Raw genomic sequence first — 26,582 nt, forward strand, 5'->3', positions numbered from 1 at the left:
AGCGTGATACCGCTTCCGCACCCCTTGCGGCGCAATATCACCGGGTTAAGCGCAACCCGTGGTTCGAAGCAGAGGTGTTGCCGCCTTTGCGGGAGCGGGTTGGTATGGCGCTCCAGGAGTGATTCGCTTCGCACTGTCGAAATAATCCGAAACACACAATTAAGCGCCTGGCGGAATAAACCGGCAAACTAATGCGTTTGCTTCATACCGGCGACGCGATCAGACCTGCTGCGGCACGGCCGAATTTTCAAACAGCTTTCGCCGGAAAACCATTTGCAGACGGAACGACCCATGAACACCCACGCCGATTCCCTGACCGACTCGACCGACTCGACCGGCACGCCGCTGCCGTCGCGCTATACCCGCACGGCGATGACGCTGCACTGGCTGATCGCGCTGCTAATGATCGGCAATGTCGTACTCGGCCTGACCGCCGAATCATGGCCCGACGACTGGGTGCGTCCGGTGGTCGATACCCATAAGTCGATCGGTATCACGGTGCTCGGTCTCGCGCTGATGCGCATCTTGTGGCGCGTGTCGCACAAGCCGCCGCCGTTGCCGCGTGAGTTTCCGTCGTGGGAGAAGATCGCCGCGCATGTCGCCCATTTCCTGCTGTATTTCCTGATGATTGCGCTGCCGCTGTCCGGCTGGCTGCACGATTCCGCGTGGAAAGACGCGGCCACGCATCCTATGCGTCTGTTCAACCTGTTCCCCTGGCCGCGCATCGGCTATGTGATGAATCTCGACCCGGCACTCAAGGAGACTTTGCACGACCGCTTCGGCGCCTTGCATACGTGGCTCGGCTACGCGCTGTATGCGTTGCTGGCGATGCATATCGGCGGCGCGTTGAAGCATCAATGGATCGATCGCAAGTCGGTTCTGAAACGCATGGTGCCGTAAGCACCGTCACGCTGCTTTCTATCTAATAACCGCACCAACGACGGACTCAGCAGTCATTTTGAAGAAAACTCTGGAACAGGCGCTCGCCCTTGCATCGCCGCGCATTTTGCCGCGTCCCACTACGCTGCTGAGCACGCTGATTCATTTCAGCGTCGTCGTGTTGTGGCTGCTGCTGTTCGCGCGCGCGTTCTTTCTGCAGGGCGTGGTGGCATGGTCGACGGGTATCGCGTACGTGGTGTATGACACGTTGCTGCTCGCGTTCGTCACGTGGAAAGCACTGCCGCTGATGCGACCCACGCCGCCGCTCGAGCCGGACCTCGATCCGCGCAGCTTGCCGAGCATGGGTGCGATCGTTGCGTCGCATAACGAGGCGACGGTATTGCCGGTGACGCTCGCCGCGTTACTGCGCCAGACGCATGGCCCGGCACAAATTGTGATCGCCGACGACGGTTCCACCGATGCCACCCACGCGCTGCTCACGGAACGGTTCGGCCTGGTTGCCGCAGCCGACGGCGTGCTGAGCGCGCCGAGTTCGCTTTACCCCAATCTGTACTGGCTGCGCGTGCCGCACGGCGGCAAGGCGCGTGCGCTGAACGCCGCCATCACAGTCATGACCACCGACACCGTCATGACCGTCGACGCCGACACGCTGCTCGACGACGATGCCACCTACGCGATGCGCGCCGCCTTCGCGAGCGAGCCGAAGCTGGTCGCGGCGGCCGGCATTCTGGTGCCGGTGTGCGGCAAATCGGTTTCGGGCCGCGTGTTCCAGTGGTTCCAGACCTACGAGTACATGCGCAACTTCATCGCCCGCTTTGCGTGGATGCGTGCCGACAGTCTGCTGCTGATTTCAGGCGCCTTCGCGTCGTTCAAGCGTGACGCGCTGGTCGACGTGGGCGGCTTCGATCCGCAATGTCTGGTCGAAGACTACGAACTGATTCATCGGCTGCGCCGCTATTCAGTCGATCATGGTCTCGGCTGGGACGTGCGCGTGGTCGGCGATGCCCACGCGCATACCGACGCGCCGGGTAACCTTGGCAGCTTTCTGCGGCAACGCCGCCGCTGGTTCGCGGGCTTCCTGCAAACGCAGTACTGGAACCGCGACATGACCGGCAACCCGCGTTACGGAACGATGGGCATGCTGATGCTGCCGGTCAAGGCGATCGACACGATGCAGCCGATCTACGGGCTGACCGCCTTCGCGCTGTTGCTCGGCTTTCTGATCGGCGGGCATGGTGCGATCGTCGTGTCAATTTTCAGCGTGATCGCTCTCAAAACGGCGATCGATCTTGCGTTTTATCTCTGGTGTATCCATCTGTACCGCCGCTGGACCGGCGAGCGCACCCGCTCCAGTCTGTGGATGGCGATGCTCGCGGCGATCGCCGAGCCGTTCACGTTCCAGCTGGTTCGACATTTCGGGGCGCTGCTCGGCTGGCTGCACTTTCTGCGTGGCGGCCGCTCGTGGGGCGTGCAACGCCGCTCCGGGCTCGTGGTGCACGACGAAAGTTAGCCGCCGATCGCCTTATTTGACGCATGCAGGGTGGCAGATGGGCGCAATTGCGCCCATGGGTTGCGCAGCGGGGCATGGCGCGCCGTCCGCGGAACCATGCCGCTTCGGGTTCGAGTAGACTGTACGACGATGTCGGCCCGCGAATTGCAGGGCGACAACCTTCTATCCGCTCGTGCACGGAGGCTCAACCTATGCATGCTGTTCCCCCGCTCGAACAAGACATCGTCGATGCGCCGGTCGATGCGTCGCCTGCTCATGCAGCCGCGCAATCCAACGCCCCAACAGCCGCGAATGCACACGCGCCAGATCAGGCCGCCACCAACGCCGCGCCGGTGCGCGATCTGCGCCGCGTCGGCATTCACCCTGATTACTGGTATCCGCTCGCGTGGTCGCATGAGGTGAAGCGGGGCAAGACGCATGGTGTGACGTTCGCGGGTGAGCCGATCGTGCTGGCGCGAACGGAGTCCGGCAAGGTGTTCGCGCTCGAAGACCGTTGCGCGCATCGTCAGGTGCCGTTGCATCAGGGCGTGGTGGACGGCGAATCGATCCGCTGCGGCTATCACGGCTGGACCTACGACTGTTCGGGCACGTGCATCGACGTGCCGTATCTGGGCCGCGATCGTCTGCCGAACGGCGTGCGGTCTTATCCGTGCCGCGAAGTCGAAGGTCTGATTTTCGTGTTTCCCGGTAATGCCGCTTTGGCCGAACAACGGCCACTCCCCGCGTTCGGCTCCGTATCCGACAAGAAGTACAAGACGCGCCGTTTCGGCCGTCCGGTGAATTGCCATTATTCGTTCATGCACGAGAACCTGATGGACATGAACCATCAGTTCCTGCATCGCCGGCAGATGGGGCAGATGCGCGCACGTTCGCTGGGGCGGCGGCGCGGCGAAGGCTGGGTCGAAGTCGATTACACGTTTGCACGCATGGCCGGCCAGCAGCCGATCGGCGAAGCGATCGTGTTCGGCCAGAGCCGCAAGACCGGTGGCGACAACGACAAGGACGTGATGACGATCCGCACCGAGTATCCGTATCAGACGCTGCAGATTCGCACGTCCGATCAGACGCTGGTGATGGACTTGTGGATTGTCTACGTGCCGCTCGATCGAGAGCAGCGTACGAACCGCACGTTCGGGCTGCTGTCGATTCGCAAACCGGGAATTCCCGGCGTGCTGAATCTCGCGTGGCCGCTGCTCGTGTGGTTCACCGAACGCATTTTCAAGGAAGACCGCGAGATCGTCGAAGCCGAACAGCGCGCACACGATTCGCAAGGCGCGGACTGGAATCACGAAGTGTTTCCGGTCATCAACGAACTACGCGCCTTGCTGCGCGAGAGCGGTGCGCCGGATCAGGTAGTGGGCGCCGGCACGGGCGGCGCTGCGGTGATCCGCTTCTGGGATTCGCGTCACGGCAACCCCTTGTCGAATACCTGATATTCGAGTTTTTTGGCGCCGCGCAGGACCGTACAATCGTCCGCGACGATGAGTGGCGGCCCGGCGGCACCGGCTAAAACCGGCTAAAACCGGCTAAAACCGGCTAAAACAATACGCATAAGGCAGGCACAACTCATCGATCGGGAAAGCCAAAAATCATAATGAATCGCCTGAGGGGTCCATTCGATGAGTTCCGAACTGCATGCAGTGGTGCTGGTTGCCGTGTTCCTTGTGGGCTTCGTCATCATGGCGGTGGCGTTGGTGAAGGGCGGCCCCAAACAGCCGCCGCCGCTCGCGTCGATCAATGAGCCTTTCAAGTCGGTCGATACTTCCGATTTACCTCCAATCGAACGCTACACCGCACGCGATAACACGCAACTCGCGTACCGGCGCTATGCCAGCGGGATAACGCGGCCGCGAGGCAGCGCCGTGCTGATTCACGGCTCGTCGGCGAGTGGCGTGAGCCTGCATACCTTGGCGAAGGCGCTCGCCGCGGCTGGTTACGACGCCTACGTGCCCGACATGCGCGGGCACGGCGAATCGGGCAAGAAAGGCACCATCGCGTATATCGGCCAGCTTGAAGACGATCTGAGCGACTTTATCGACGCGGTTCAGCCGGCCGGCCCGCGCACGCTAGTTGGTTTCTCGGCGGGCGGCGGCTTCGCGCTGCGGTTCGCGGGGGATGCGCGGCAATTGGCATTCGACCGCTACGTGCTGCTTGCACCGTTCATCCATCAGAACGCCCCGACAACGCCGCCATCCGTCGGCGGGTGGGTGAATGTCGGATTGCCACGCGTGATCGTGCTGGTGATCCTCAATAAGCTGCGCATCACGCTTTTCAATCATCTGCCGACCGTGGCCTATGCGCTGTCGCCTGAGGCGGCGGCCAAGCTCACGCCACAGTACTCATACAACCTGATGCAGAACTTTCGTCCGCATGAGGATTACCGCGCGGATATCCGGGCGACGCGGCAGCCGCTTGAAGTGCTGGTCGGTGCGGATGACGAGGCGTTCCACGCCGAGGCATTTGTCGGGGTCTTTGCGGAAGCGGGGCGCGTCGTGCCGGTCACGATCGTGCCCGGCGTGGCGCATATCGCGCTGACACTCGATGCTGCGGCTGTCGCTGCGATTGTGGCTGCGGTGTCTGAGCAGGCCGGCGAAGTGGCTGTTTCATAGGCTGGCTTTCCGCCCGGTGGGGAATCAATCCATCTCCACCCGGTAGGGAATTCAGGCCGATCGAGCAGCGATAATGGCATCTGACACACTCAGGTTTGCGCCAATCGAGATGCGCCGGCCTTCGACCCGTGTACCATTTCGCTTTTTCCGATCTTTAAGAACACCCCGTGACTACGCAACAGATCCCCACCGCATCCCGTAAATCCCTCACTCTGCTGCAATTGCTTGGCCTCATCGGCGCCGCCGGACTGATCGCAGCCATCGTGCTGAATCAGTTCGTCTAACCCGTCACGCAGCCCACGCTTCAAGCATCCGACCCTATACCGGCACTCGCCGCCGGCTTCATCGATATTCCGATTTGCCATGTACAAGAAGGGCGTAGCTGTAGAAATCCAGTTTTCCCCCGAGCGGCTCAACGACGGCGCCGGCGATCCGTACTGGATCGATTTGACGCAGGCCGAAGCGCAACGGCTGTTGGAAAGCCTGCAGGCACGCCTTGCTGAAAGCAGTGTGGGGACGGCCCCGCCGTTGGTGGTGAGCCTCGATGAGGCGCCGGCGTCTAACGCGGTCGCTGCGGCGGATGCCGCGGTCGAAACCGCAACGTCTGCGGACGATTTCAAACAATGGGTCTGCGTGATTTGTGGCTGGATCTACGATGAAGCAGCCGGCTTGCCGGAAGAAGGCATTGCGGCCGGCACCCGCTGGGCAGATGTCCCGGCCGACTGGCGTTGCCCATTGTGCGATGTGGGCAAGGAAGACTTTGCGTTGGTCGAGTTTTAAGCCCGGCCAACGGTTCTAACCGTCATAACGGTTCCAGAGTCCCGGCGGCCCGTCTACGCGCCGGGCCGCATAGCGGCTTTAACTCGCTCCTTCCGGAAAATCCGCGCCGACCGTGGTCGCTTCCCAGGCATCGAAGTCGCCGCGCATGAAGTCCAGCTTCTTGCGCGCCAGTTCGAGCGCCATCTTGCCGAGCAGCAGACGCAGCGGCGGCTTGTCCGACAGCGCGGCGTCGATGATCGCCTGGGCGGCGCGCACCGGATCGCCCGCCTGTTTGCCGCTACGCGCCCCGGTCTGCTTGCGGCGCTCGCCGGCCGTGGCCGCATAGTCGCCGATTTCCGTCGCCGATTGTTTGATCGACGGACCCGCCCAGTTCGTGCGGAACGGGCCAGGTTCGACAATCAGCACGTCGATGCCGAGCGGCTTTACCTCGGTCGCCAGCGATTCGGACAAGCCTTCCACCGCGTATTTGGTGGCGTGGTAATAACCGGTCGCGGCAAAACTCGTAATGCCGCCAATCGACGACACATTCACGATCAAGCCGCTGTGCTGCTCACGCATGATCGGCAGCACCGCCTTCGTCATATCGACCAGTCCGAACACATTGGTCTCGAACATCGCGCGGACTTCGTCGTCCTCGCCTTCTTCGATCGCGGCCAGATAGCCGTAACCCGCGTTATTGACGAGCGCGTCGATGCGCCCGAAACGCTGTTTGGCTTGCGTGACGACGTCTTCGATCTGCTTGCGGTTCGTTACGTCGAGCGGCAGAACCAGCGCGCGATCGCCGTGTCCTTCGGCGATATCTTGCACTTTCGACGGGTCCCGTGCGGTGACGACCGCGCGCCAGCCGCGCTCCAGCACCAGCTTCGCCAACTCGCGGCCGAAGCCGGTGGAACAGCCTGTAATCAGCCAGACGGGATTGTCTCGATTCATCATTTGGGGAAACTCCTGTTGATGGGTCAACGCGGCGCGGAGATCGTCGAACAGCGCTCCTACTGCCGTCTACGTCTTGAGTGGGTTTTTAATTGTATTCGTAACGCGGCGGCCTCGCTTTGGAGCGCGCAGACGAACGCGCCGGCCAATGGATGGCTCGGACGATGCTCCGGATGAACCACGCTCACGCGAAACGGCAGCGACACGGCGAGCGGCCGGATATGCAGATTGCGGCCCGCGAAATCCAACGCCGTAAGCGGATTGACGATAGCCACACCGAGACCCTGCCGCACGAAACTGCACACGGAGACGGCGGTGGGCGTCTCGATCATCTGGCGGCGCGCGATGCCCGCTTGCGTGAAGGCTTCGTCGATCTGAATCCGGTACGGATCGTTCGACGATAGGCTGATGAAGGGCTGATTCGCGAAATCCTTCAACTCGATCACGCGCTTTGCGAGCAATGGATGCCCATCGGGCAGCACGCAGACTTCGTCGACTTCGAGCAACGGCGTCAGACGGGTTCCGGCGGGCGGCGCGCCGTGTTCGGTCAAGCCGAGGTCGTAGCGCTGCGCGGTCAGCCATTCTTCGAGAAACGGCGATTCCTGCGTCGCGATCGAGAGGCTGACGCCGGGCTGTGCATCGTGGAAACGTTTCGATGCGCCGGGCAGGATCGAATGCGAAAACGCGGGCAACGCGATGATGGAAAGCTGGCCGCCCTGAAATTCGCGCAGGCTTGCAGCCGTGGACGCCACCCGTTCGAGCCCGATATAGGCGCGCTTGATTTCATCGAACAGCGTCAACGCGGACATGGTCGGACGCAGACGCCCATGCACGCGTTCGAATAAGGCAAAGCCAATGCTCTGTTCCATGCGCGCAAGTTCGCGGCTCACCGTGGGCTGCGAGGTGAAGAGCATCTCGGCCGCTTTAGTGACGCTGCCTGCCATCATCAACGCGCGGAAGACTTCGATATGTCGATGAGTGAGCGCCATGATGTCTATATCAGGAATGAATGGGGTCGCGAATAATAGGTATTTTACTGAATGATCGGTTCTCAGCATCATGTTGCTCAAATCCATGCTTCGATATAGAGAGCCGAACACCGTGACCATTTTCAATCCACGACAACTTGTCGAACTCGCGCAACAGCACGGCACACCCCTTTGGGTCTATGACGCCGACGTGATCCGCCAACGTATCGCCGAATTGCGCAGCTTCGATGTGATCCGCTACGCACAGAAGGCGTGTTCGAACGTGCATATCCTGAAGCTGATGCGAGACGAAGGGGCGATGGTCGATGCAGTGTCTTCAGGCGAAATCGCACGCAGTCTCGCGGCGGGGTTCACGCCCGATGGCGATCCCGAGGGCGTTGTTTTTACCGCGGATCTCGTCGATCACGCGACGCTGGCCACCGTGATCGAAAACCGCATCACGGTCAACGCCGGGTCGCTCGATATGCTTGAACGCGTCGGGCAGCATGCGCCTGAAGGTCACCGTGTGTGGCTGCGGATCAATCCCGGTTTCGGTCACGGACACAGCAACAAGACCAACACGGGCGGCGAGCATAGCAAGCACGGCATCTGGCTCGACGATGTGCCGCTGGCGATCGCAATAGTGCGGCGATATGGCCTGAAGCTGGTCGGGCTGCACATGCATATCGGCTCCGGTGTCGACTACACGCATCTATCGCGCGTGTGCGATGCGATGGTCGAAGCCGTGCAAGGCCTAGGCCACGATATCGAAGCGATTTCGGCTGGAGGCGGTTTGTCGGTGCCGTATAGCGAAGGCGAACCGCGGATTGACGTCGAACATTATTTTCGTCTTTGGGACGCGGCGCGGCGGCAGATCGAAGCGCACCTCGGGCATCGCGTGAGACTGGAGATCGAGCCGGGGCGCTTTCTGGTTGCCGAAGCGGGTGTGCTGGTTGCCGAGGTGCACGCGCTGAACCGGCGGCCGGACCGGCAGTTCGCCTTGGTCGATGCGGGCTTCAACGATCTGGTGAGGCCGTCGTTCTACGGCAGCCATCATGAGATGACCGTGGTGAAACGCAACGGCATGCTGAGCGAAGCGCCGGTTGGCTCCGTTGCGGTGGCCGGGCCGTTGTGCGAAGCGGGCGATGTGTTCACGCAGGAGGTGGGTGGCGTCGTCACGAGTCGCTCCATGCAGACGCCGGAGGTGGGGGACTTCATCGTGTTTCACGATGCGGGGGCATACGGTGCGTCGATGTCGTCGAACTACAACAGCCGACCGCTAGCGCCTGAGGTGCTGCTGGAGAACGGCAATGCGCGTTTGATCCGGCGCAGGCAAACCATCGAGGAGTTGATCGCGCTCGAAACGCTGGGTTGAGCGAGACGGGGTGGTGGGGCATGCAGGTCGCCGACGTTCAACGCCACGCTGCGTGAACCTGGCTTCATCGCGCCCGCACCGTGCGCGTGTACGACGCAATCATCGTCGCGAGTTCCTGCGCGGCGGGCGTGACGGGAATCGCCGCGCGCTGCAGCAGGCACACGTTCTGTTCGACCGCGCGCTCGCGCACGTTGATCGACGTAAGCGTGCTCGCAAACGGCCCGCGTTTGACGACGATCGATGATTCCAGCGACAGGCAGTCTGTCGCGCCGACCAGATGGAGCGTCTCGTACAGACCTTCCACCGTCGCGATGATTTTCGGCGGCGGCAAGCCGTGGCTCTCGAGCAGATGGTTCAGGCGGCTGACTTGCGGATCGTCGGTGAGATTCGGCGAGCGCGTCGCCACCCATGTGCAATCGACGAGTTCGGCAAGCGACCTCGCCCCCGCTTTCGGATGACCGCGACGGCAGACGATCACGGGATCGGACGGATAAAGCGGCGTCACGGACAGATCGGCCGTGTCGGTATGTTTCGACACCAGCGCGACAGCGAAATCGAGCGTGCCTTCGCGAATCCACGAAATCATCATTCGCGAAGTACCGGTGCGCAAATGCACCGCGACCCGCTCGAAGCGCGTGCGGAATTCCATCAGCACAGGGGCGAAGGCGTCGATGAGCGGCTCAGTAGTCATGCCGAACGTGACCTCGCCCGCGTAGTCGCCGCGCAATTGCTGCACTTCCTGCTCGGCCCGTTCGCATTCGCCAAGAATCGCGCCGGCGCGCTGCAACAGGCGCTGGCCGAGCGCCGTCAGCGCGATTCCGCGGTTCGTGCGGGTGAATAAGGTCGCACCCAGCATCGATTCGAGGTTCTGCAACTGCTGCGTGATGCCGCTCTGGGCGATGCCGAGCGCCCGCGACGCCGCGCGGATGCTGCCGTGCTCGGCAACGGCGGTGAACGCACGCAACTGGGAGATCGTCAACGCCATGAAGAGTCTCGGTGATCGGTAAAAGTGATCATGATATTACTTTCGGGCCTTCTTTGAGGCGCGACAACGGCATAGGATGGCCCGTACCCTGTCGTAATCCGCCCAACTCACACCCGCCTCCCATGAAAATCTCGTTGATGATCTTGAGCGCCGCGCTGGCTTTCAGCAGTGGTGCGTTTGCCGCCGACCCCGCCGCGCTGCGCCTCGGTATCGATCCGACCTATCCGCCGATGGACTCCAAGGCGCCCGACGGCAGCTTCAAGGGTTTCGACGTCGATCTCGGCAACGAAATCTGCCGGCGCATCCACGCGCATTGCCAATGGGTCGAGCTCGAGTTTTCGGGGATGATTCCGGCGCTGCAGGCACGCAAGATCGACGCGATCCTTTCGTCGATGGCGATCACGGAGAAACGCGAGCAACAGATTCTGTTTTCGTCGAAGCTGTTTCAGTTCAAATCGCGGCTGATCGCCAAGCAAGGTTCCCCGCTCGCGGGCGGTATGAATGCGTTGGCCGGCAAGCAGATCGGTGTGCAGTCGGGGACGCAGTTCGAGGGGTACGCGTTGAAGAATTGGGCGCCCCTTGGCGTGCACGTTGTCGCGTACAAGAGTCAGGATGAGGTGTTCGCCGACCTGCAGAACGGTCGTCTCGATGGGGCGCTGCTCGGTACTGTCGAAGCCGACTACGGTTTTTTGCGCACGCCGGCGGGGAAGGGGTTTGCTTTTGTCGGCGAGCCGCTTTCGATGGGTGATCGTGGCGTCGGCATCGGCTTGCGCAAGGATGAGACTGCGGTGCAGGCGTCCATTAACGAGGCGATTGCCTCGATGCTCAAGGACGGTACGTACGCGCGGATCGCGAAGAAATATTTCGACTTCGATCCGTACGGCAATTGATTTTCCGTTTCACATCTCTTCTTTTACAGACCTCGCGTTCTCATGAAAAAGCAATCGATTCTGCTTCTATCGCCGGCTATCGGCACGCACCGCGAACTGGTGTCGTTTCATTTTGGTCCTGCGGATAGCGGACAGAAGATTTATATCCAGTCGTCGCTGCATGCTGATGAAACGCCGGCGATGTTGACGACGGTTTTGCTTAAGCGGCGATTGCTCGAGCTAGAGAAGCAGGGCGCATTGAACGCGGAAATCGTGCTGGTGCCGGTGGCGAATCCGGTTGGACTTGGGCAGTACGTGCTCGGGCAGTTTCTCGGGCGATTCGATCTGGGTAGTGGCAAGAACTTCAATCGACACTTCATGCAGTTCTCAAAGCTGGTGGCGCGGGCCAAGGAGACTCTAGGTTCGGATGCCGCGGAGAATCGGCGGATTGTTCGCGAACTGATCGCTGCTGAGTTGGCGGAACAGAAGCCGTTGACTGAGTTCGAGTCGCTGCAATTGGCCTTGCTGAATCTTTCTTTCGATGCGGATGTGGTGATCGATTTGCATTGCTCTTTGGAAGCGGCGATGCATCTCTATACCAGTGAGGCTGCGTGGCCTGAGTTCGAACCTTTGTCACGGTATTTGGGCGCGCAGGCTTCGTTGCTTGCGACTAACTCGGGCGGTGAGTCGTTTGATGAGACTCATAGCTTGCTGTGGTGGAAGTTGCAGCAGGAAATGCCCGCTGATAAGCCGGTGCCCAACGGGGCGATTGCTGTGACGGTGGAGTGCCGTGGGCAGCGGGATGTTTCGTATGAAGTCGCGCAGGAGGATGCTGATGCGATTGTGGATTATCTTGGTTGGCGGAAGGCGATTCGGGTTGATGCGGTTAAGCCGTTGCCGGAGTTATTGTCGCCCGCGACGCCGCTCGCTGGGAGTGAACAGTTTTACGCGCCTGTTAGTGGGATTCTGATTCATCGCGCCAAGATCGGGGACACGATTCGCGTCGGGCAGCCTTTGTTCGATATCGTCGATCCGTTGACTGATGAGACGACTACGCTCGTTAGCAATACCGAAGGGGTGTTTTATATGCGGCGCGCGATTCGGTTTGTGACGGCTGGTGCGCCGTTGGGGCGGGTGACTGGGACGCGGGCCTTTAGGACTGGGGTTTTGTTGGGGGCGTGAGCGTTGCTGATAGGGCTGGGTGAGTGGTTGCGCCATCGGCTGGGGCGATCCGCGTGTCACTAAAGACTACTAGCGGACGCCAAGCCGCCGCAAAGAAGAAGGCGCGATTGCTCGCGCTTCCCCTTTGCTTTTTTCGCTATGCAGCGTTGCCGCCAGCAGGAGTCGCGTCAGGTACAAATTTTAGTGACGGCCAGTTTGGCTTCTGCAGGGGGCCATCCCCCCAACGCAGATATTCAAGCTCATACAACCGGTCGGCCGGATCAGCGAACAAGAGCAGGGATATCAGCGAGCCGTCCGCGTCGTTCACCTCTCCCTCCACTGGATATAGACTCTGGCCGCCACGGTGTGGGTGCTCATATCCGTCAAGGTGAAATCGGATTAATTCTCCGTCTGCCAGTTCGGCTTCTACGTGTGCGATCGCGAGGTCACTCATCAGCCTGTTACACGCTTGACTGTCGAGCCGAGCAGCTACGCCGCTGATGAAGCATCTTTCGTCGTCGGTAAGTGCACGAATCACGTTAATATCCTTTTACCGGAAAAATCTCCGGCACTATTTGCGCCGGTCGGCTTGCATTGATTCGCCTCTGTCGCCCGCTGAATTCCATTCTTAACCGCGGTTGCGAAACAGGTTGAAGTCCCCTGTATCGCACCCGATCTCACATAGATCCCGGCGCAGATTCCGTCTCCGCCTTCTGCGTTTGCGCCGAAGGCGATTAGCAGCAGTATGAATGCCGCCAGCAGACGACATAGAGTCCCCGCTGAGTTGCCTTGAGAATTCCAATCTTTCATGTCGCTCCTTTATTTTTAGTTTGGCCAGTAGAGGCGTGAGCACTTTCAATGAGATTGAAATATTTTGAAATCCGACAATTCCGAAAAATCTGATTGCGGTGCGTTTCGCGACCTGAAGATTGATGCTAACGAAACGCGAGCGTCGTAAGCGATGGACAAAAAAATGGCCCGTTGGTAGGCGGGCCTTGGAAGGTCATTCGCAATCTGAGCGCCGTGCGAACACACTTCCATTTTTGGCGTGGTTCGCTGACTCTATCCTCTCAATCCTGCGCAGGCGCGTGCTTTCGTCGGTGTTGGTATGGTTTCGTTGCTGCCCCAAACCGCGCGTTGGCCGCCACACGCCTACTATCCGCATGCCCTCCTACTTCCTTCCCACCAGATACGTCACACCATTCGGACCATAACGCTCTGAATGCGGCTTGTTCGCCGGCAAGTGGAAGACGTCGCCGACCTTATACGCCTGCTCCGTCTCGCCCACGCGGATGTGCAACTCGCCGTCCAGAATCAGTGCCTTCGCTTCGAACGGATGCTCGTGAACATCCATGGAAGTGTTCGCCTCCCGCGTCACGACGACAGTCTCGGCGAAACCTTCTTTCGTCAGGTTTTCGGTAAACGTTTCGCGGTCCATGGCGTCTCCATCGTCAAGCAGCGGGGGGCACTCAATGTAACGCTATCCGCCAATTCGTGCAGAGCGCAGCCGTGTGTTATACGGACGCTGTTACGCCTGCAGCGACCTTCCTGCGCGTTCTCGCGCGTGGCGACGATTCGCCCATTCCTTTTCTGCGGCGCTCAGCGTTCGCTTCCGCCTCTTCTACATCAAGCATGACGACCGAGATATTCCCTCGCTCGATGTTCGTCTCGGTTTCATACTGATGTGCCGTACGCTCCAACAACTCAGCAAGCAACATCTGATCGCGACGATCGCAATGGTTCATCGCGATACCTTTGCGCAACGTCCTGGCTAGCATAGCCAGCGACGAGAGTCGCCCGACATAGAGGCGGCTCAACTATCTAACTTTGGCCAATCGGCCCAAGACGAGTGCAACATTCCTTGGGCGCAGCGACATCAATCCTCAGGGCTTCGATCAGGCAGCCCGCCAAAGCAGCCGCCCAACCGAAGCCCATCCACCATCCCCGCCCTTAATTCACCACCAAAACCGGCGCCACAGCCGCCGGATCACTAATACTCGGACGCCCATTCTCAACGTGTCCAGCCAGACGACGCGAGAAGCTAGCGTCATCGTTACTCGTCACCGTCAAGTCATACCAGTGATGGCTGGACGCCAGCACCCACGCTTCCTCGATATGCGCCTCCGCCGGCACAAGCACCGGCCGCGTCCGCGCGCCGTACGCGTTGTCAGTCACCGTCAACCGCGCAATACCGCCGCCCTTGTTGCTGAACTTCAAAAACACATTCCCGTTCGCGACATCGTATTGCACCTTGATCTCCGGCAGCGCGGGCTTATCGTGGCCATGCGAACCCGCAGCCTGCGACGTTTGCGACGTCGCCTGCTGTGTATTCCCCGCGAACTTACGCACGAAACCATTCGGGCCAAACACCTCGAACGCGTACACACCGTTCGTCGTCGTCAGATCGAAGGTCTCGTCGAGCGACTTGCCGGCCTCGACCGTGTAGCGCCACGGACCATCCGCGCGATTCGTCGAGTACACGTGGAAATGCGCGCCTTGATCGCCAGTATTGGCAAGCACGATCTCGAACGTATTCTTCTTCACATCCACATGACCGTTCACATGCAACTCATACGGCAACGCACGCGCGAAACGAATACCGCTTTCCTGTGGATCGATCGCACCCGGTGTTGTGGGCACAGTCGGCTTCGGCTGCGTCGCACACTGGTTGTCGGCGATGCTCTTGTAGTTGCTCGTGTCCGGCAGCGGCGGCACCTTCGAGTCCGGCGTGCGGAAGTCGAACGCCGTGGTCAGGTCACCGCACACTGCACGGCGCCATTGCGTAATGTTCGGCTCAACCACGCCGAAGCGCGTTTCAATGAAGCGAATCACCGACGTATGATCGAACACCTGCGAGCACACAAACCCACCCTTGCTCCACGGCGATACGATCGTCATCGGCACGCGCGGGCCGAGGCCGTACGGCAAGCCGTCCGCAGTGTAGCTGCCGCCGCGCGCCGGATTCACCACGTTGTGAATTTCGCCTTCGGTGCTGACCGTCGACTGGCCTTGTGCCGGCGTCGTCGCCGGTTGCGGCGGCACGAGGTGATCGAAGAAGCCGTCGTTCTCGTCGTACATGATGAACAGCACGGTCTTGCTCCACACTTCGGGATTCGACGTCAACGCATCGAGAATCTGCGACGTGTATTCCGCGCCGTATGCGGGCGTATAGCTCGGGTGCTCGGAGTACGCAGCCGGCGGGCACAACCACGACACTTGCGGCAACTTGTTGGCCAGCACGTCGGCCTTCAGGTCGTCGATGGTGCGCACGGTTTGCGCGCGCTCATACAACGGCGAACCCGGCTGCGCATTGATGAAGTTCGTGAAGTTCTGCAGGATGTTGGTGCCGTAGTTGCCGTTCAGCGGATCGGAACCAGTCAGGCCTTGCTGATACACCTGCCACGAAATACCCGCGGCTTGCAGACGTTCCGGGTACGTGGTCCACGAGAGCAATTGATAATTCGGCGGACCGTCGCCGTCGACGAAATCGTTGTTGTCGAGCAGCGGGCCCCCCATCGTGCCGGTCGGATCGACCATGCCGGTCATCAGATACGAGCGGTTCGGGTGCGTCGGTCCCGGCAGCGAGCAAAAGTAGGCGTCGCAAATGGTGAATGCATCAGCCAGCGCGTAGTGGAATGGAATGTCGCTGCGCAGGTGATAGCCCATCGTCATGTCGGTCTTGTTCGCGGGCCACTGGTCGTAGCGGCCGCCGTCAATCGCGGCATGCGTTTTATACCAGGTGTGATCGAGGTCGCCGACGCATTGCGCGCTGGTCGTCGCCGTGTTCAGATGGAACGGCAGCACCGGCTGGGTCGGGTCTTCCTTCGACGGTTGATACCACACCGGCTTGCCGCCCGGCAGGGGAATCGGGAAGCGGTCGTTGTAACCACGCACGCCGCGCAGATGGCCGAAGTAGTGGTCGAACGAACGGTTCTCCTGCATGAACACGACGATGTGTTTGACGTCGCGGATCGTGCCGGTGCGCGAAAACGCGGGCACGGCAAGCGCATTGCGAATGGACTCGGGCAGCGCGGTCAGCGCGGCGGCAGCGCCGGCGGATGAAGCCATGGTCTGCAGGAAACGGCGACGGCTATTTGATGTCATCGAATATCACCTTCTGCGGGTGGGGAAAGAATAGCGCGCCTCGCGCGCGCCGGTGGAATCTGGTCAGTTGTTATTGGCGTTGTCGCCCGGTGCGTAATGCATCACGGGCGCGACTTGCTGGCTGTCGGCAGCGAGGCTGGCTTGCATGTTCTGGGTGATGGCGTCGGACGCGGCCGCAGGGTCGGCTGCGAGTGGCGCCGATGCGTTGAGCATTTCAGCTGCGGGGGCGATCGTGGCGCTTTGCGCGGCAACATTATTTGCGGCGGTCGGCGACGAAGACGTTGACGACGTTGACGACGTTGACGACGTTGACGACGTTGAAGCCGTTGAAGGCGAGGCGGAGTCATCGGCGCCACAACCGCTCAACGTGAAAGTTGCAAGCGCAACTAAAGCGGCGATAGCAAAGAGGGTGTCGCTTCTCATGTCTGCATCCAGTTCCGTGATGGCGGATGCAGTCTCCATTCCTTTCGAGAAATAATTGTGAAACGTTTGCGAGTGGATAAAACTCTTATCTCAACGTTGGTTATTCGAAAGGTAGTGGAAAGCGATAAGCAGGAGAATGGTCACATTAACGCCACGTGCCTGAAGTCCAGGCACACCGAAAGATTTGCGTTTGCTAACCTCGGTACGCGCATGACACACATCGACAGACCTTTCGACATCACACGTCTCGAAGACGAATGGCTCGAAGCGGACGGTTTCGGCGGCTTCGCGTCAGGAACCGTCGGCACGCTGCGCACGCGCCGCTATCACGCATTGCTGCTTGCCGCTATGCGCGCGCCGGGCGGGCGCGTCGTGCTCGTCAACGGCATCGAAGCGTGGCTCGAAGCGAACGGCCAGCGTTATCCATTGAGCATGCAGCGGTACATGCCGGACGTGATCTATCCCGATCTGACAGCGAGTCTTCTCGCGTTCGACACCGACCCGTGGCCGACATGGCGTTTGCAACTCGATCCGCACATAACGGTGATAGCGGAAGTGTTCGTCAGCAAGGCCACGGCCGAAACGGTTTTGCGTTGGCGGCTGGAAGGTTCAGAAGCGGTTTCTGGCACCGGCGCGTTCAACCTGAAAGTCAGGCCCTTGCTGTCCGGCCGCGACTATCACTCGCTGCACCACGAAAACGCCGCGTTCAACTTCAACGCGCAGACAAGCGGCGACCAGGCCTGCGTGAGCTGGCAGCCCTATGGTGACCTGCCCGTCATCAACGCCGTAACGAACGGCATCTACACGCACGCACCTGATTGGTACCGAAACTTCTGCTACGTTCGTGAGCGCGAGCGTGGCCTCGATTTCAGCGAAGACCTCGCCACGCCGGGCGTGTTCAGCTTCAATCTCGCTGATGGCGAAGCGGTGATGATCCTCAGTGCGTCGATCGCATCCGCGGCGTCCTCCGTGCCGGCGGCGGAGTCGCCAAGCACCAAACCCGCCGCCGCCCACGCAGTTCAACTCGCGCGCATCGAACAACAGCGCCGCGGCGCACTCGGCTCACGCCTGCAGCGTTCCGCCGATGCCTACGTCGTAGCGCGCAACGAAGGCCGCACGATTCTCGCCGGCTTTCCATGGTTCACCGATTGGGGCCGCGACACGTTCATCGCGATGCGCGGCCTGCTGATCGCAACGGGCCGCCTCGACGAAGCTGAAGCGATCCTGCTCGAATGGTCGGGCACATTGTCCGAAGGCATGCTGCCGAATCGTTTCCCCGACTATGGCGACACCCCGGAATACAACTCCGTCGACGCCTCGTTATGGTTCGTCATCGCCGTCCACGACTATCTGGCGACGAACCACGCGAAAGCCGACGCCCGAACGCGCCTGCAGCAGGCAGTCGAAACCATCCTCACGGGCTACACGAACGGCACGCGCTTCAACATCAAGGCCTCCACCGACGACGGCCTCCTGAGCGCCGGCGTCCCTGGCGTACAACTCACCTGGATGGATGCAAAGGTCGGCGACTGGGTGGTCACGCCGCGCATCGGCAAACCCGTGGAAGTGCAGGCGCTGTGGATCAACGCATTGCGCATTGCAGCAAAGTGGAATCCGCAATGGCAGCAACCTGCGGACCGAGCGTTGCAAGCGTTTCATGAACGTTTTACCGATCCGTCGACGCAAGCGCTCGTCGACAACGTCGACGTGGATTTCGTGAAAGGCGCAGTGGATCGCTCGATCCGCCCCAACCAGATCTTTGCCATAGGCGGCCTGCCGTTTCCGTTACTCGAAGGCGCGGCGGCGCGTGCAGTGGTCGATCAGGTCGAAACCCAATTGCTCACGCCGCTTGGCCTCAGAACGCTAGCCCCGTCCGATCCTGCCTACCGCGGGCACTACGGCGGCACCCCGCTGGAGCGCGATGGCGCCTATCATCAAGGGACGGTCTGGCCATGGCTGCTAGGCCCGTTCGTCGAAGCATGGTTACGGGTTCACGGCGCCGAACCGGATGCCCGTGCACAAGCTAAAGCGCGCTTTCTCGACCCCCTGTACGCGCATCTCGATCACGCCGGCCTCGACCATCTCTCCGAAATCGCCGACGGCGACGCGCCGCACACGCCCGCCGGTACGCCGTTTCAGGCGTGGTCGCTGGGGGAGTTGCTACGCGTCGAAAACCTGCTTGCCCGATCGGAGCCCATCGCCGCTTAAACCGCGCTACGATGTGAGTCCCACCGCCAGGCCCGATGCAAGGATGTAGTCATGCCCCCGCTGCGCGCTGCCAATCTGCTGGATACGATCGAAGGTTCCCGCCTGCACTCCGCCGACTGCGCCCATTGGCAGCGCTGGGGACCCTATCTCAGCGAGCGTCAGTGGGGCACGGTGCGCGAGGATTACAGCCCGGACGGTACTGCCTGGGACTCTTTCCCCCACGACCATGCGCGCAGCCGCGCTTACCGTTGGGGCGAAGACGGCATCGCCGGTTTCGGCGACGATAAACTCAGCTGGTGCGTGTCGCTCGCGCTGTGGAACCGCAAAGATCCGATCCTCAAGGAACGCCTGTTCGGCCTCACCAACGCGCAGGGCAATCACGGCGAGGACGTGAAGGAACTGTACTTCTACGTCGACGGCACACCTACGCATTCGTATATGCGGATGCTCTACAAGTACCCGCATGCCGCCTTTCCGTACGACGACCTGGTTCAGGAAAACGGGCGGCGTGGCGGTGACATGCCGGAATACGAGATCCTCGACACCGGCGTATTCGACGATTTGCGTTACTTCGACGTGCAGGTCGAATACGCGAAACATGCGCCCGACGACATCCTGATGCGCGTGACGATCGAGAATCGTGCGGACCAGGCAGCCTCGCTCGATGTGTTGCCGCAGATATGGGCGCGCAATTCGTGGTCGTGGAAGGAGAACAAGGACAAGCCGTCGCTCGTTGCGGGCCAGGACCACAACGGCGCAGCCCACATAGTCGGCCGTCAGCATGGTCATGAGCCGATCGTCGTGACAGCGTGGTCAAAAGACGCGCCGCAGATGGCGTGGCTGTTCTGCGAGAACGACACCAACGTCAAGCGCCTGTTCAACATGGATGGCACGGGCCCATTCAAGGACGGCTTCAACGACTACCTCGTCCACGGCGACGAACAGGCGGTGCGTCGCGACGCCGGCACCAAGGCGGCCGCGCACGCGTCGATTGACCTCGGTCCGTATGGCCGCGCCGTGGTGTACATGCGCTGGCGTCCGCAGTCGAGTCCCGATGACACGCAACTCGATGCCGATGCGGTGTTCGCTCACCGCATCGCGGAGGCCGACGAGTTCTATGGCGCGCTGCAACACGAGATCGACGATCCCGACGCGCGCCTCGTGCAGCGCCAGGCACTCGCCGGCATGTTGTGGTCCAAGCAGTACTACCAGTATGACGTGCAGCGCTGGCTCGAAGGCGATCCACTGCAACCCAAGCCGCCGGAGTCCCGCAAACGCGGTCGCAATGCGGAGTGGCGGCATCTGTGCAACGCGGACATCGTGTCGATGCCCGACAAGTGGGAATACCCGTGGTACGCGTCGTGGGACCTGGCGTTTCATGCGACCGCGTTCGCGCTGATCGATCCCGCGTTTGCCAAGCGTCAATTGCTGCTGCTGGTGAAGGACCGCTATCAGCATCCGAACGGCCAATTGCCCGCCTACGAATGGGCACTCGGCGACGCGAATCCGCCTGTGCACGCCTGGGCCGCGTGGCGCGTCTATGAAATCGACCGCGCGCTCACGGGCAAATCGGATCGCGATTTTCTGGAGCTCGTCTTCCACAAGCTGTTGCTGAATTTCACGTGGTGGGTGAACCGTAAGGATGCGGATGGCCGCAACGTTTTTCAGGGCGGCTTTCTCGGGCTGGACAACGTCGGTATCTTCGACCGCTCCTCGCCGCTACCCACCGGCGGTCACATTGACCAGTCCGACGGCACCGCTTGGATGGCGGCGTACGCGCTCGACCTGATGCGGATCGCGCTCGAACTGGCGTATGCGAACCACGTGTTCGTCGATATCGGCGTGAAGTTTTTCGAGCACTTCCTGTATATCGCCGAGGCAGTGAGTTGCGACGACGGCTGCGATACCGGTCTATGGGACAGCGAGGACGAATTTTTCTACGACAAACTGCGCCTGCCCGACGGCAGCAATATTCCGATGCGCCTGCGCTCGATCGTCGGCCTGATTCCGCTGTTCGCCGTGCACGTGCTCGAAGAACGTTTGCATGGTCACTTGCCGGGTCTGCGCGAGCGGCTCGTCTGGTTCCTCGAACATCGCCCCGATCTGGCGAAGCTGGTTTCGCGCTGGAACGAGCCCGGCAAGGGTAATGCGCTGCTGCTCTCGCTTTTGCGCGGGCATCGGATGAAAGCATTGCTGCGCCGTGCACTCGACGAAAGCGAATTCCTCTCGGATCACGGCGTGCGGGCATTGTCGCGATTCCATCGCGACCATCCGTTCGAGTTCAACCACAACGGCACCAGCGTCACCGTCAGGTATCTGCCGGCCGAATCCGACACCCGCGTGTTCGGCGGCAATTCGAACTGGCGCGGGCCGGTGTGGATGCCGATGAACTATCTGCTGATTGAATCGCTGTACGAATTTCATCGCTACTACGGCGACGATTTCCGCGTCGAATATCCGACCGGCTCGGGGCAGCAGTTCTCGCTCAGCGAAATCGGCGACGAACTGGCGCGCCGGGCGGCCACCCTGTTCCTGAAGGACAAAAACGGCGAACGTCCGGTGATGGGCGCGTATCCACTTTTGCAGGCCGACCCGCGCTCGCGCGATCTCGTGCTGTTCCATGAGTATTTCCATGGCGACAACGGGCGTGGCGTGGGCGCCTCGCATCAAACCGGCTGGAGCGGGCTGGTGGCGCTGCTCCTGCAACCGAGGGCGATGGCCGCATCGGGTAACGTGCCGCTGGCGGGCGAGCCGGACCGGGCGCCAATTCCAGCATCGCCAACGTCGCCTGCCCCCGCCTGCACACCAGGGTCCGCGCCCGAACCTGCGCCTGCGCTGGCAACGGCAGTGACCAAGTAGCGAGTCGCGATCGGCGACCCAACCGCGCGCGAGGTTACATAAGCCATACAGCGCGCAGCGCGGGCAAGTCGAGTCGTTGTTTTTGAACTGTGTGGGTTCAAGCGTGGTCTTTCATATACCGCCACGTCCGTTCCATTGGCTTCCTTAAGTGAATCCCATGTCGACTACTCCGAACACCCCAACTTCCGCCAGTCACGAACCCAGTTGCAAAGTCAGCGCGGGTCCGCATGAGGCGCCGTCGTCGCCGGCTGGCAAGCGGCCTGCGCCACCTTGCACGCTGGTGATCTTCGGCGCGGGCGGCGACCTGACCAAACGGCTGCTGATGCCCGCGCTGTACAACCTCGCGGTGGACGGCCTGCTCGACGGCGGCATGAAGATCATCGGCGTGAATCACGGCGAGCGCGAGACGAGCGAATGGCGCGAAGACCTGCACACGTCGCTGCAACAGTTCGCCGCCGACAAAGCCAGCACCTTCCACGCTGGCAAGCTCGACGACAAAGCGTGGGACTGGGTCGCGCAACGGCTCGAATACATGGCCGGCGAGTTCGAAACCGACGACACGTTCACGAAGCTCAAGCAAAAGCTCGATCAATCGCCGGGCGGCAACGTGATTTTTTACCTGGCGGTCAGCTCGCGCTTTTTCAAACCGATCGTCGAGCATCTCGGCAAAGCGGGCTTGCTGAAAGAAGGCGATGGCGACGCGGGCGGCTTCCGCCGTCTCGTGATCGAGAAGCCGTTCGGCACGGATCTCGCCTCGGCGCGCGATCTGAACGCACACATTCTGTCGTACGCGAACGAGTCGCAGGTGTATCGCATCGACCACTTTCTCGGTAAGGACACCGTACAGAGCATTCTCGCGGTGCGCTTCGCGAACGCCTTGTTCGAACCGATCTGGCGGCGCGAATATATCGACAGCGTGCAGATCACCGCAGCCGAAACGATCGGCGTGGAGGGGCGCGGCAAGTTTTACGAGCAGACCGGCGCGTTCCGCGACATGCTGCCGAACCACCTGTTCCAGTTGCTCGGCATGGTCGCGATGGAGCCACCCAATTCGTTCGATGCCGAAGCCGTGCGCAACAAGAAGGCTGAAATCTTCGACGCGATCCAGCCGCTGACCGCAGACGACGTCGTCTTCGGTCAATACGAAAAGGGGCCTGCGGGCGTCGGCTATCGCGAGGAACCGGACGTCGCACCGGACAGCACGACGGAAACCTACGCCGCCGCGCGCGTGTACGTCGAGAACTGGCGTTGGGCGGGCGTGCCGTTCTATCTGCGCACCGGCAAGCGGCTTGCCGCGCGCCGCACGGAGATCTCAGTGCAGCTGAAACCGGTGCCGTTCCGCCTCTTCCGCGACACGCCGGTCGACGCGCTGACGCCAAACGTGCTGACTTTGCGCATTGATCCCGCGCACGGCACGAGCTTTGACTTCAATGTGAAGACGCCGGGGCCGGTGATGCAGATCGGCGCGGTCCAATCCTCATTCGACTACGCCGATTTCTTCGCGGAACAGGCCAATGTCGGCTATGAGACCTTGCTGTACGACTGCATGCTTGGCGACGAAACATTGTTTCAGCGAGCGGACAGCATTGAGACAAGTTGGGCCGCGGTGGACGACGTGCTGCATCCGAAGACCGGCGGCGCGATGCCGGTGCGTGGCTACGCCGCGGGCAGCGAAGGCCCCGCCGAAGCAGACGCGCTGCTTGCACGCAACGGCCATGCATGGCGGCCTTTGCAAAAGGATGCAGCCGAAAAGAAGTAACTCCATGAGACGCATCAACCCAATCGGGGGACACCGTGGCCACACGTAAGACGAAAGTAAAAAGCAGTACCGAGCGGATTCTGGCGATCGATGTGGGTGGCACTGGCCTGAAAGCCGCAATCATCGATGCGGACGGACAGATGAAAACCGAACGTTTGCGTGTGGCGACGCCGCATCCGTGCACGCCGGATCAACTGGTGGACGCATTGGTGAAGCTGGTCGAGCCGCTTGTCGAAAAGGAGCCGCCCACGCTGATGTCGATCGGCTTCCCTGGCGTGGTGCGCAACAACCGCATTTTGACGGCGCCGCATTTTGGCATTGAAGGCTGGCACGATATTCCGCTCGCGGATTCGCTGGCGCAGCGCCTAGGTGGTCTGCCGGTGCGAATGATCAACGATGCCGAGATGCAGGGCTTTGCCGCGATCGAAGGTCATGGGCTCGAGTTCGTGCTGACGCTTGGCACAGGCGCGGGCACGGCGCTGTTCCGCGATGGCGAGTTGATGCCTCACCTCGAGCTTGCGCATCATCCGGTCAGCAAGAAGGGGGTGGCGTACGACGAGTACATCGGCGACGCGGCGCGCGAGGCAGCCGGAAACAAGCGCTGGAATCGCCGGGTCCAGAAGGTGATCGGGATTCTCGATTCGCTGGTGAACTACGACAAGCTGTGGATTGGCGGCGGCAACGCGGCACGGCTGACGTTCAAGTTGCCCGGGAACGTCGCCACAGTATCGAACGATGCGGGGATCGAAGGCGGCGCCCGGCTGTGGCATCCGAAGTCGCTGCGCGAGACGCGGCAGTTGCCGGAGGCCAATGAGCGGACGGGCCGGTTCAAGTGAAGCGTGATTGGCGGACGGATTCGTTGCGCGTCGGCGGAATAAAGCGCCCGGTCGATACGTTTGTCACCGGTAGCCGTGACGCGAGTCTGTTGCGCCACTACCTTTTTCAGCTTAGCTAACTTATACCCGGGGCAGCCAACGATGATTCGAAGCGATGCCGCTGGCGTTGCACGACGCCTGTTATTTGTCAGCGTATCTGCCGTGCTGACGTTTGCTGCAGTGAGTGCCCGTGCGGCCGATGCATTCGCGCTGTCGTCACCAGGTTTGGCCGACGGCGGCACGCTGGATTCGAGCCACGCTGCAAGCGCGAATAATTGCGGGGGCGGGAACGTGTCACCAGCCTTGCAATGGCGGAACTCACCTAACGGCACGAAGAGCTACGCGATTACTATTTTCGACCCGGACGGCGCGAAGGGTCTGGGCATTGTGCACTGGGTGTTATATGGCGTCGCGCCGTCGGCGACCGGGCTCGGCGCGGGTGCTACGCCGCCGGCCGGTAGTGTGGGGGGAACGAACCGGACTGGCGGCCCGGGGTATTACGGACCATGCCCACCGGTCGGGGAGGTTCCGCATCATTATGTCGTGCAGATTTATGCGCTTGATTTACCGCCCGACGCATTGCCGGCAGGGTTGACGCGCGACGCGTTGCAGGCGGCTATCAAGGATCATGTGCTTGCTGCGACCAGTACGGTGCTTCGATACGGACGGTGATTTTTGTGCCACTGACGGCGGCGGCCGGGCGATCGACGCCGCCGTCAAAGGCAACACGCTACCTGGCCGCATCACCCCATCGATATTCCAGACTAACCTCATCAAGCTGCGCCTTGACTTGTGCATCGAGCACAAGCTCCGAAGCAGCCAGCGTATCGCTCAGTTGCTCAGCGCGACTTGCGCCAATAATCGCTGAGGTAATCAGCGGATTAGCCAGCACCCACGCAAGAGAAACCCGAGTCAAAGACTCGCCCGTCGGCGTAGCAATCGCCTTCAATTTTTCGATCGTTTCGAATTCGCGCTGATGCCAGTACCGCTCCTGATACATCGCCCCCGCCTTGCCGACGGTTTCGGTAAATCGTCCGGACGTGGGCGCTGCATCCACCCGATGCTTGCCCGTCAGCAAGCCACCCGCCAGTGGGTTATACGGCATCACGGCCAGTTGCTCTTCAGCCGCTAAAGGTAACAACTCCCGCTCGATCTGCCGGAACAACAGGTTATAGCGGGGCTGCACCGACACAAACCGCGCCACGCGTAACACATCAGCGCGACCCAGCGCTCGCGCCAGCCGATAGGCGAGGAAATTCGACACCCCGATATACCGTGCCTTGCCCGATCGAACGATCACGTCCAGCGCCTCCAGCGTCTCATCGAGCGGCGTATTCGCATCGTCGGAATGGAGCTGGTACAGGTCCACGTAATCCGTGCCGAGGCGCCGCAGCGATGCATCGATCGCGTCCAGCAGATGTTTGCGCGACGCGCCTTGATCCCACGCCGACGGCCCCATCTTGCCAACTGCCTTCGTCGCCAGAATGAAGCGGTCGCGTTTGCCTTTCAGCCACCGCCCGACGATTTCCTCCGTGCGCCCGGCATTACTCTCGCCGGCGCCGAGCGGATAAACGTTGGCGGTATCGATGAAGTTCACGCCGGCATCCGCCGCCGTGTCGAGAATGCGATGCGAGGCATCTTCTTCAGTCTGCAGGCCAAAGGTCATCGTGCCGAGGCACAGGCGCGAAACGGTCAGGCCAGTGCGGCCGAATTTGCGGTATTGCATGGTCAACTCCGAAGCAGAACGGAACGGTTGCGGTATGCGGTGTTGCAAAAAGGATAAACGGTGTCGCGATTTCGTGTTTGGATACGGGCACATTCAGGAGCAGAAGGGCGTTAGCATTTAGAAAGCTTTTCGCCTCACTGGATTTCTATGCGCGAATACAACGAACTTTTATGATCGGAGCACATCAACTGAACCATGCCGTTGGTTCAGCGGCAAGATGGCGGCATTTAACGCGCTTATCCCCGATTTACATAGGATCATCTATTCATCTGATAAATAGCTGGATTTCTCGCGTAACAGGCCGTTAACATTACAAATGCGTAATCTAGTCTTGACGCTGCCCTGTTGAAAATTACGAAACCCATACATTCGTAAAAGACCGAAACAATTTAATTACAGCAGGTAATGTTCGGCGAGGTTGATGCGCTTTTATGCGTGTGGAATGATATCGATTCTCATTTAACCATCAGCCAGCCATCCCGTCGTCTTTGCTCTGAGCAGTAGACCGGCAGCCAGCCAATTGCGGTTTTGCCATTGATTC

The 26,582-nt window shown here is 60.9% G+C and carries 22 protein-coding genes; 14 read left to right on the forward strand and 8 right to left on the reverse strand.

Annotated features, from left to right (window positions below):
* Nucleotides 1–291: 291 nt before the first annotated feature.
* From HHL24_RS15655 to HHL24_RS44020, 5 genes are all read left to right on the forward strand, one after another.
* Complete coding sequence (locus HHL24_RS15655) at nucleotides 292–900, forward strand: cytochrome b (RefSeq protein WP_169486364.1); 609 nt, start codon at nucleotides 292–294, stop codon at nucleotides 898–900.
* Nucleotides 901–958: 58 nt separating this feature from the next.
* Nucleotides 959–2,410 carry a glycosyltransferase family 2 protein gene (locus HHL24_RS15660; RefSeq protein WP_169486365.1) on the forward strand — a complete coding sequence of 484 codons (1,452 nt, stop codon included), beginning with the start codon at nucleotides 959–961 and terminating at the stop codon, nucleotides 2,408–2,410.
* Between the two features lie 191 nt (nucleotides 2,411–2,601).
* Nucleotides 2,602–3,843 carry an aromatic ring-hydroxylating oxygenase subunit alpha gene (locus tag HHL24_RS15665; protein ID WP_169486366.1) on the forward strand — a complete coding sequence of 414 codons (1,242 nt, stop codon included), beginning with the start codon at nucleotides 2,602–2,604 and terminating at the stop codon, nucleotides 3,841–3,843.
* A 186-nt stretch (nucleotides 3,844–4,029) separates the two neighbouring features.
* Entirely contained in the window at nucleotides 4,030–5,019 is a 990-nt protein-coding gene (locus HHL24_RS15670; RefSeq protein ID WP_169486367.1) for an alpha/beta hydrolase, read from the forward strand.
* Between the two features lie 363 nt (nucleotides 5,020–5,382).
* On the forward strand, nucleotides 5,383–5,799 hold the full coding sequence (locus tag HHL24_RS44020) for a rubredoxin (RefSeq protein WP_230417478.1): 417 nt from the start codon (nucleotides 5,383–5,385) through the stop codon (nucleotides 5,797–5,799).
* Between the two features lie 78 nt (nucleotides 5,800–5,877).
* Here HHL24_RS44020 and HHL24_RS15685 read toward each other — a convergent pair whose 3' ends face one another.
* Entirely contained in the window at nucleotides 5,878–6,732 is an 855-nt protein-coding gene (locus tag HHL24_RS15685; RefSeq protein WP_169486368.1) for an oxidoreductase, read from the reverse strand.
* Nucleotides 6,733–6,788: 56 nt separating this feature from the next.
* A complete protein-coding gene (locus HHL24_RS15690; RefSeq protein ID WP_169486369.1) occupies nucleotides 6,789–7,718 on the reverse strand; it encodes a LysR family transcriptional regulator in 930 nt (309 codons plus the stop codon).
* An 85-nt stretch (nucleotides 7,719–7,803) separates the two neighbouring features.
* On the opposite strand from HHL24_RS15690, the gene lysA reads away from it, so the two are divergent.
* Nucleotides 7,804–9,072, forward strand: a complete 1,269-nt coding sequence (gene lysA / locus HHL24_RS15695) for a diaminopimelate decarboxylase (RefSeq protein ID WP_169486370.1) — start codon at nucleotides 7,804–7,806, stop codon at nucleotides 9,070–9,072.
* Nucleotides 9,073–9,136: 64 nt separating this feature from the next.
* Here the strand turns inward: lysA and HHL24_RS15700 are convergent, their stop codons facing one another.
* Nucleotides 9,137–10,057 (reverse strand): LysR substrate-binding domain-containing protein, encoded by a 921-nt coding sequence (locus HHL24_RS15700; RefSeq protein ID WP_169486371.1) that lies wholly within the window; start codon nucleotides 10,055–10,057, stop codon nucleotides 9,137–9,139.
* Between the two features lie 122 nt (nucleotides 10,058–10,179).
* Between HHL24_RS15700 and HHL24_RS15705 the strand changes: the two genes are divergently transcribed.
* Both HHL24_RS15705 and HHL24_RS15710 read left to right on the forward strand, forming a co-directional pair.
* Entirely contained in the window at nucleotides 10,180–10,947 is a 768-nt protein-coding gene (locus tag HHL24_RS15705; RefSeq protein WP_169486372.1) for a transporter substrate-binding domain-containing protein, read from the forward strand.
* Between the two features lie 42 nt (nucleotides 10,948–10,989).
* Nucleotides 10,990–12,108, forward strand: coding sequence for a succinylglutamate desuccinylase/aspartoacylase family protein (locus HHL24_RS15710; RefSeq protein ID WP_169486373.1), 1,119 nt, complete (start codon nucleotides 10,990–10,992; stop codon nucleotides 12,106–12,108).
* A 136-nt stretch (nucleotides 12,109–12,244) separates the two neighbouring features.
* Here HHL24_RS15710 and HHL24_RS45070 read toward each other — a convergent pair whose 3' ends face one another.
* The 4 genes from HHL24_RS45070 to HHL24_RS44025 form a co-directional block, all read right to left on the reverse strand.
* Nucleotides 12,245–12,625 (reverse strand): DUF6984 family protein, encoded by a 381-nt coding sequence (locus HHL24_RS45070; protein WP_407947508.1) that lies wholly within the window; start codon nucleotides 12,623–12,625, stop codon nucleotides 12,245–12,247.
* A 633-nt stretch (nucleotides 12,626–13,258) separates the two neighbouring features.
* Nucleotides 13,259–13,525, reverse strand: a complete 267-nt coding sequence (locus tag HHL24_RS15715; protein WP_169486374.1) for a cupin domain-containing protein — start codon at nucleotides 13,523–13,525, stop codon at nucleotides 13,259–13,261.
* A 512-nt stretch (nucleotides 13,526–14,037) separates the two neighbouring features.
* Complete coding sequence (locus tag HHL24_RS15720) at nucleotides 14,038–16,191, reverse strand: phosphocholine-specific phospholipase C (RefSeq protein WP_169486375.1); 2,154 nt, start codon at nucleotides 16,189–16,191, stop codon at nucleotides 14,038–14,040.
* Between the two features lie 63 nt (nucleotides 16,192–16,254).
* Nucleotides 16,255–16,404, reverse strand: coding sequence for a hypothetical protein (locus HHL24_RS44025; RefSeq protein WP_230417479.1), 150 nt, complete (start codon nucleotides 16,402–16,404; stop codon nucleotides 16,255–16,257).
* Here HHL24_RS44025 and HHL24_RS44030 point away from each other — a divergent pair.
* The 6 genes from HHL24_RS44030 (at nucleotide 16,397) to HHL24_RS15750 (ending at nucleotide 24,987) form a co-directional block, all read left to right on the forward strand.
* The gene (locus HHL24_RS44030; protein ID WP_230417480.1) at nucleotides 16,397–16,669 is read left to right on the forward strand and encodes a hypothetical protein; all 273 of its coding nucleotides are present in this window, start codon (nucleotides 16,397–16,399) and stop codon (nucleotides 16,667–16,669) included. The genes HHL24_RS44025 and HHL24_RS44030 overlap by 8 nt on opposite strands.
* A gap of 155 nt (nucleotides 16,670–16,824) precedes the next feature.
* Nucleotides 16,825–18,822, forward strand: a complete 1,998-nt coding sequence (locus tag HHL24_RS15730) for an amylo-alpha-1,6-glucosidase (RefSeq protein ID WP_169486377.1) — start codon at nucleotides 16,825–16,827, stop codon at nucleotides 18,820–18,822.
* 51 nt (nucleotides 18,823–18,873) lie between these two features.
* Entirely contained in the window at nucleotides 18,874–21,681 is a 2,808-nt protein-coding gene (locus HHL24_RS15735) for an MGH1-like glycoside hydrolase domain-containing protein (protein ID WP_169486378.1), read from the forward strand.
* 157 nt (nucleotides 21,682–21,838) lie between these two features.
* Nucleotides 21,839–23,440, forward strand: a complete 1,602-nt coding sequence (gene zwf, locus HHL24_RS15740) for a glucose-6-phosphate dehydrogenase (RefSeq protein ID WP_169486379.1) — start codon at nucleotides 21,839–21,841, stop codon at nucleotides 23,438–23,440.
* A 35-nt stretch (nucleotides 23,441–23,475) separates the two neighbouring features.
* Nucleotides 23,476–24,276, forward strand: a complete 801-nt coding sequence (locus HHL24_RS15745) for an ROK family protein (protein ID WP_169486380.1) — start codon at nucleotides 23,476–23,478, stop codon at nucleotides 24,274–24,276.
* Between the two features lie 141 nt (nucleotides 24,277–24,417).
* Complete coding sequence (locus HHL24_RS15750; RefSeq protein ID WP_169486381.1) at nucleotides 24,418–24,987, forward strand: YbhB/YbcL family Raf kinase inhibitor-like protein; 570 nt, start codon at nucleotides 24,418–24,420, stop codon at nucleotides 24,985–24,987.
* Nucleotides 24,988–25,045: 58 nt separating this feature from the next.
* On the opposite strand, the gene HHL24_RS15755 is transcribed toward HHL24_RS15750, so the two are convergent.
* The gene (locus tag HHL24_RS15755; RefSeq protein WP_169486382.1) at nucleotides 25,046–26,041 is read right to left on the reverse strand and encodes an aldo/keto reductase; all 996 of its coding nucleotides are present in this window, start codon (nucleotides 26,039–26,041) and stop codon (nucleotides 25,046–25,048) included.
* Between the last annotated feature and the right edge of the window lie 541 nt (nucleotides 26,042–26,582).

Origin of the sequence: Paraburkholderia polaris (assembly GCF_012927345.1) — a bacterium.
Classification (GTDB): domain Bacteria; phylum Pseudomonadota; class Gammaproteobacteria; order Burkholderiales; family Burkholderiaceae; genus Paraburkholderia; species Paraburkholderia polaris.

Coding starts and splice junctions, on each gene's coding strand:
- HHL24_RS15685 (WP_169486368.1), bottom strand. CDS start 6,732: ATGATGAATCGAGACAATCCCGTCTGGCTGATTACAGGCTGTTCCACC.
- HHL24_RS15665 (WP_169486366.1), top strand. CDS start 2,602: ATGCATGCTGTTCCCCCGCTCGAACAAGACATCGTCGATGCGCCGGTC.
- HHL24_RS15710 (WP_169486373.1), top strand. CDS start 10,990: ATGAAAAAGCAATCGATTCTGCTTCTATCGCCGGCTATCGGCACGCAC.
- HHL24_RS44025 (WP_230417479.1), bottom strand. CDS start 16,404: ATGCTCAACGCATCGGCGCCACTCGCAGCCGACCCTGCGGCCGCGTCC.
- HHL24_RS15705 (WP_169486372.1), top strand. CDS start 10,180: ATGAAAATCTCGTTGATGATCTTGAGCGCCGCGCTGGCTTTCAGCAGT.
- HHL24_RS15755 (WP_169486382.1), bottom strand. CDS start 26,041: ATGCAATACCGCAAATTCGGCCGCACTGGCCTGACCGTTTCGCGCCTG.
- HHL24_RS15720 (WP_169486375.1), bottom strand. CDS start 16,191: ATGACATCAAATAGCCGTCGCCGTTTCCTGCAGACCATGGCTTCATCC.
- HHL24_RS15715 (WP_169486374.1), bottom strand. CDS start 13,525: ATGGACCGCGAAACGTTTACCGAAAACCTGACGAAAGAAGGTTTCGCC.
- lysA (WP_169486370.1), top strand. CDS start 7,804: ATGCTTCGATATAGAGAGCCGAACACCGTGACCATTTTCAATCCACGA.
- HHL24_RS15730 (WP_169486377.1), top strand. CDS start 16,825: ATGACACACATCGACAGACCTTTCGACATCACACGTCTCGAAGACGAA.
- HHL24_RS15690 (WP_169486369.1), bottom strand. CDS start 7,718: ATGGCGCTCACTCATCGACATATCGAAGTCTTCCGCGCGTTGATGATG.
- HHL24_RS15655 (WP_169486364.1), top strand. CDS start 292: ATGAACACCCACGCCGATTCCCTGACCGACTCGACCGACTCGACCGGC.
- zwf (WP_169486379.1), top strand. CDS start 21,839: ATGTCGACTACTCCGAACACCCCAACTTCCGCCAGTCACGAACCCAGT.
- HHL24_RS15670 (WP_169486367.1), top strand. CDS start 4,030: ATGAGTTCCGAACTGCATGCAGTGGTGCTGGTTGCCGTGTTCCTTGTG.
- HHL24_RS15700 (WP_169486371.1), bottom strand. CDS start 10,057: ATGGCGTTGACGATCTCCCAGTTGCGTGCGTTCACCGCCGTTGCCGAG.
- HHL24_RS44020 (WP_230417478.1), top strand. CDS start 5,383: ATGTACAAGAAGGGCGTAGCTGTAGAAATCCAGTTTTCCCCCGAGCGG.
- HHL24_RS15750 (WP_169486381.1), top strand. CDS start 24,418: ATGATTCGAAGCGATGCCGCTGGCGTTGCACGACGCCTGTTATTTGTC.
- HHL24_RS15735 (WP_169486378.1), top strand. CDS start 18,874: ATGCCCCCGCTGCGCGCTGCCAATCTGCTGGATACGATCGAAGGTTCC.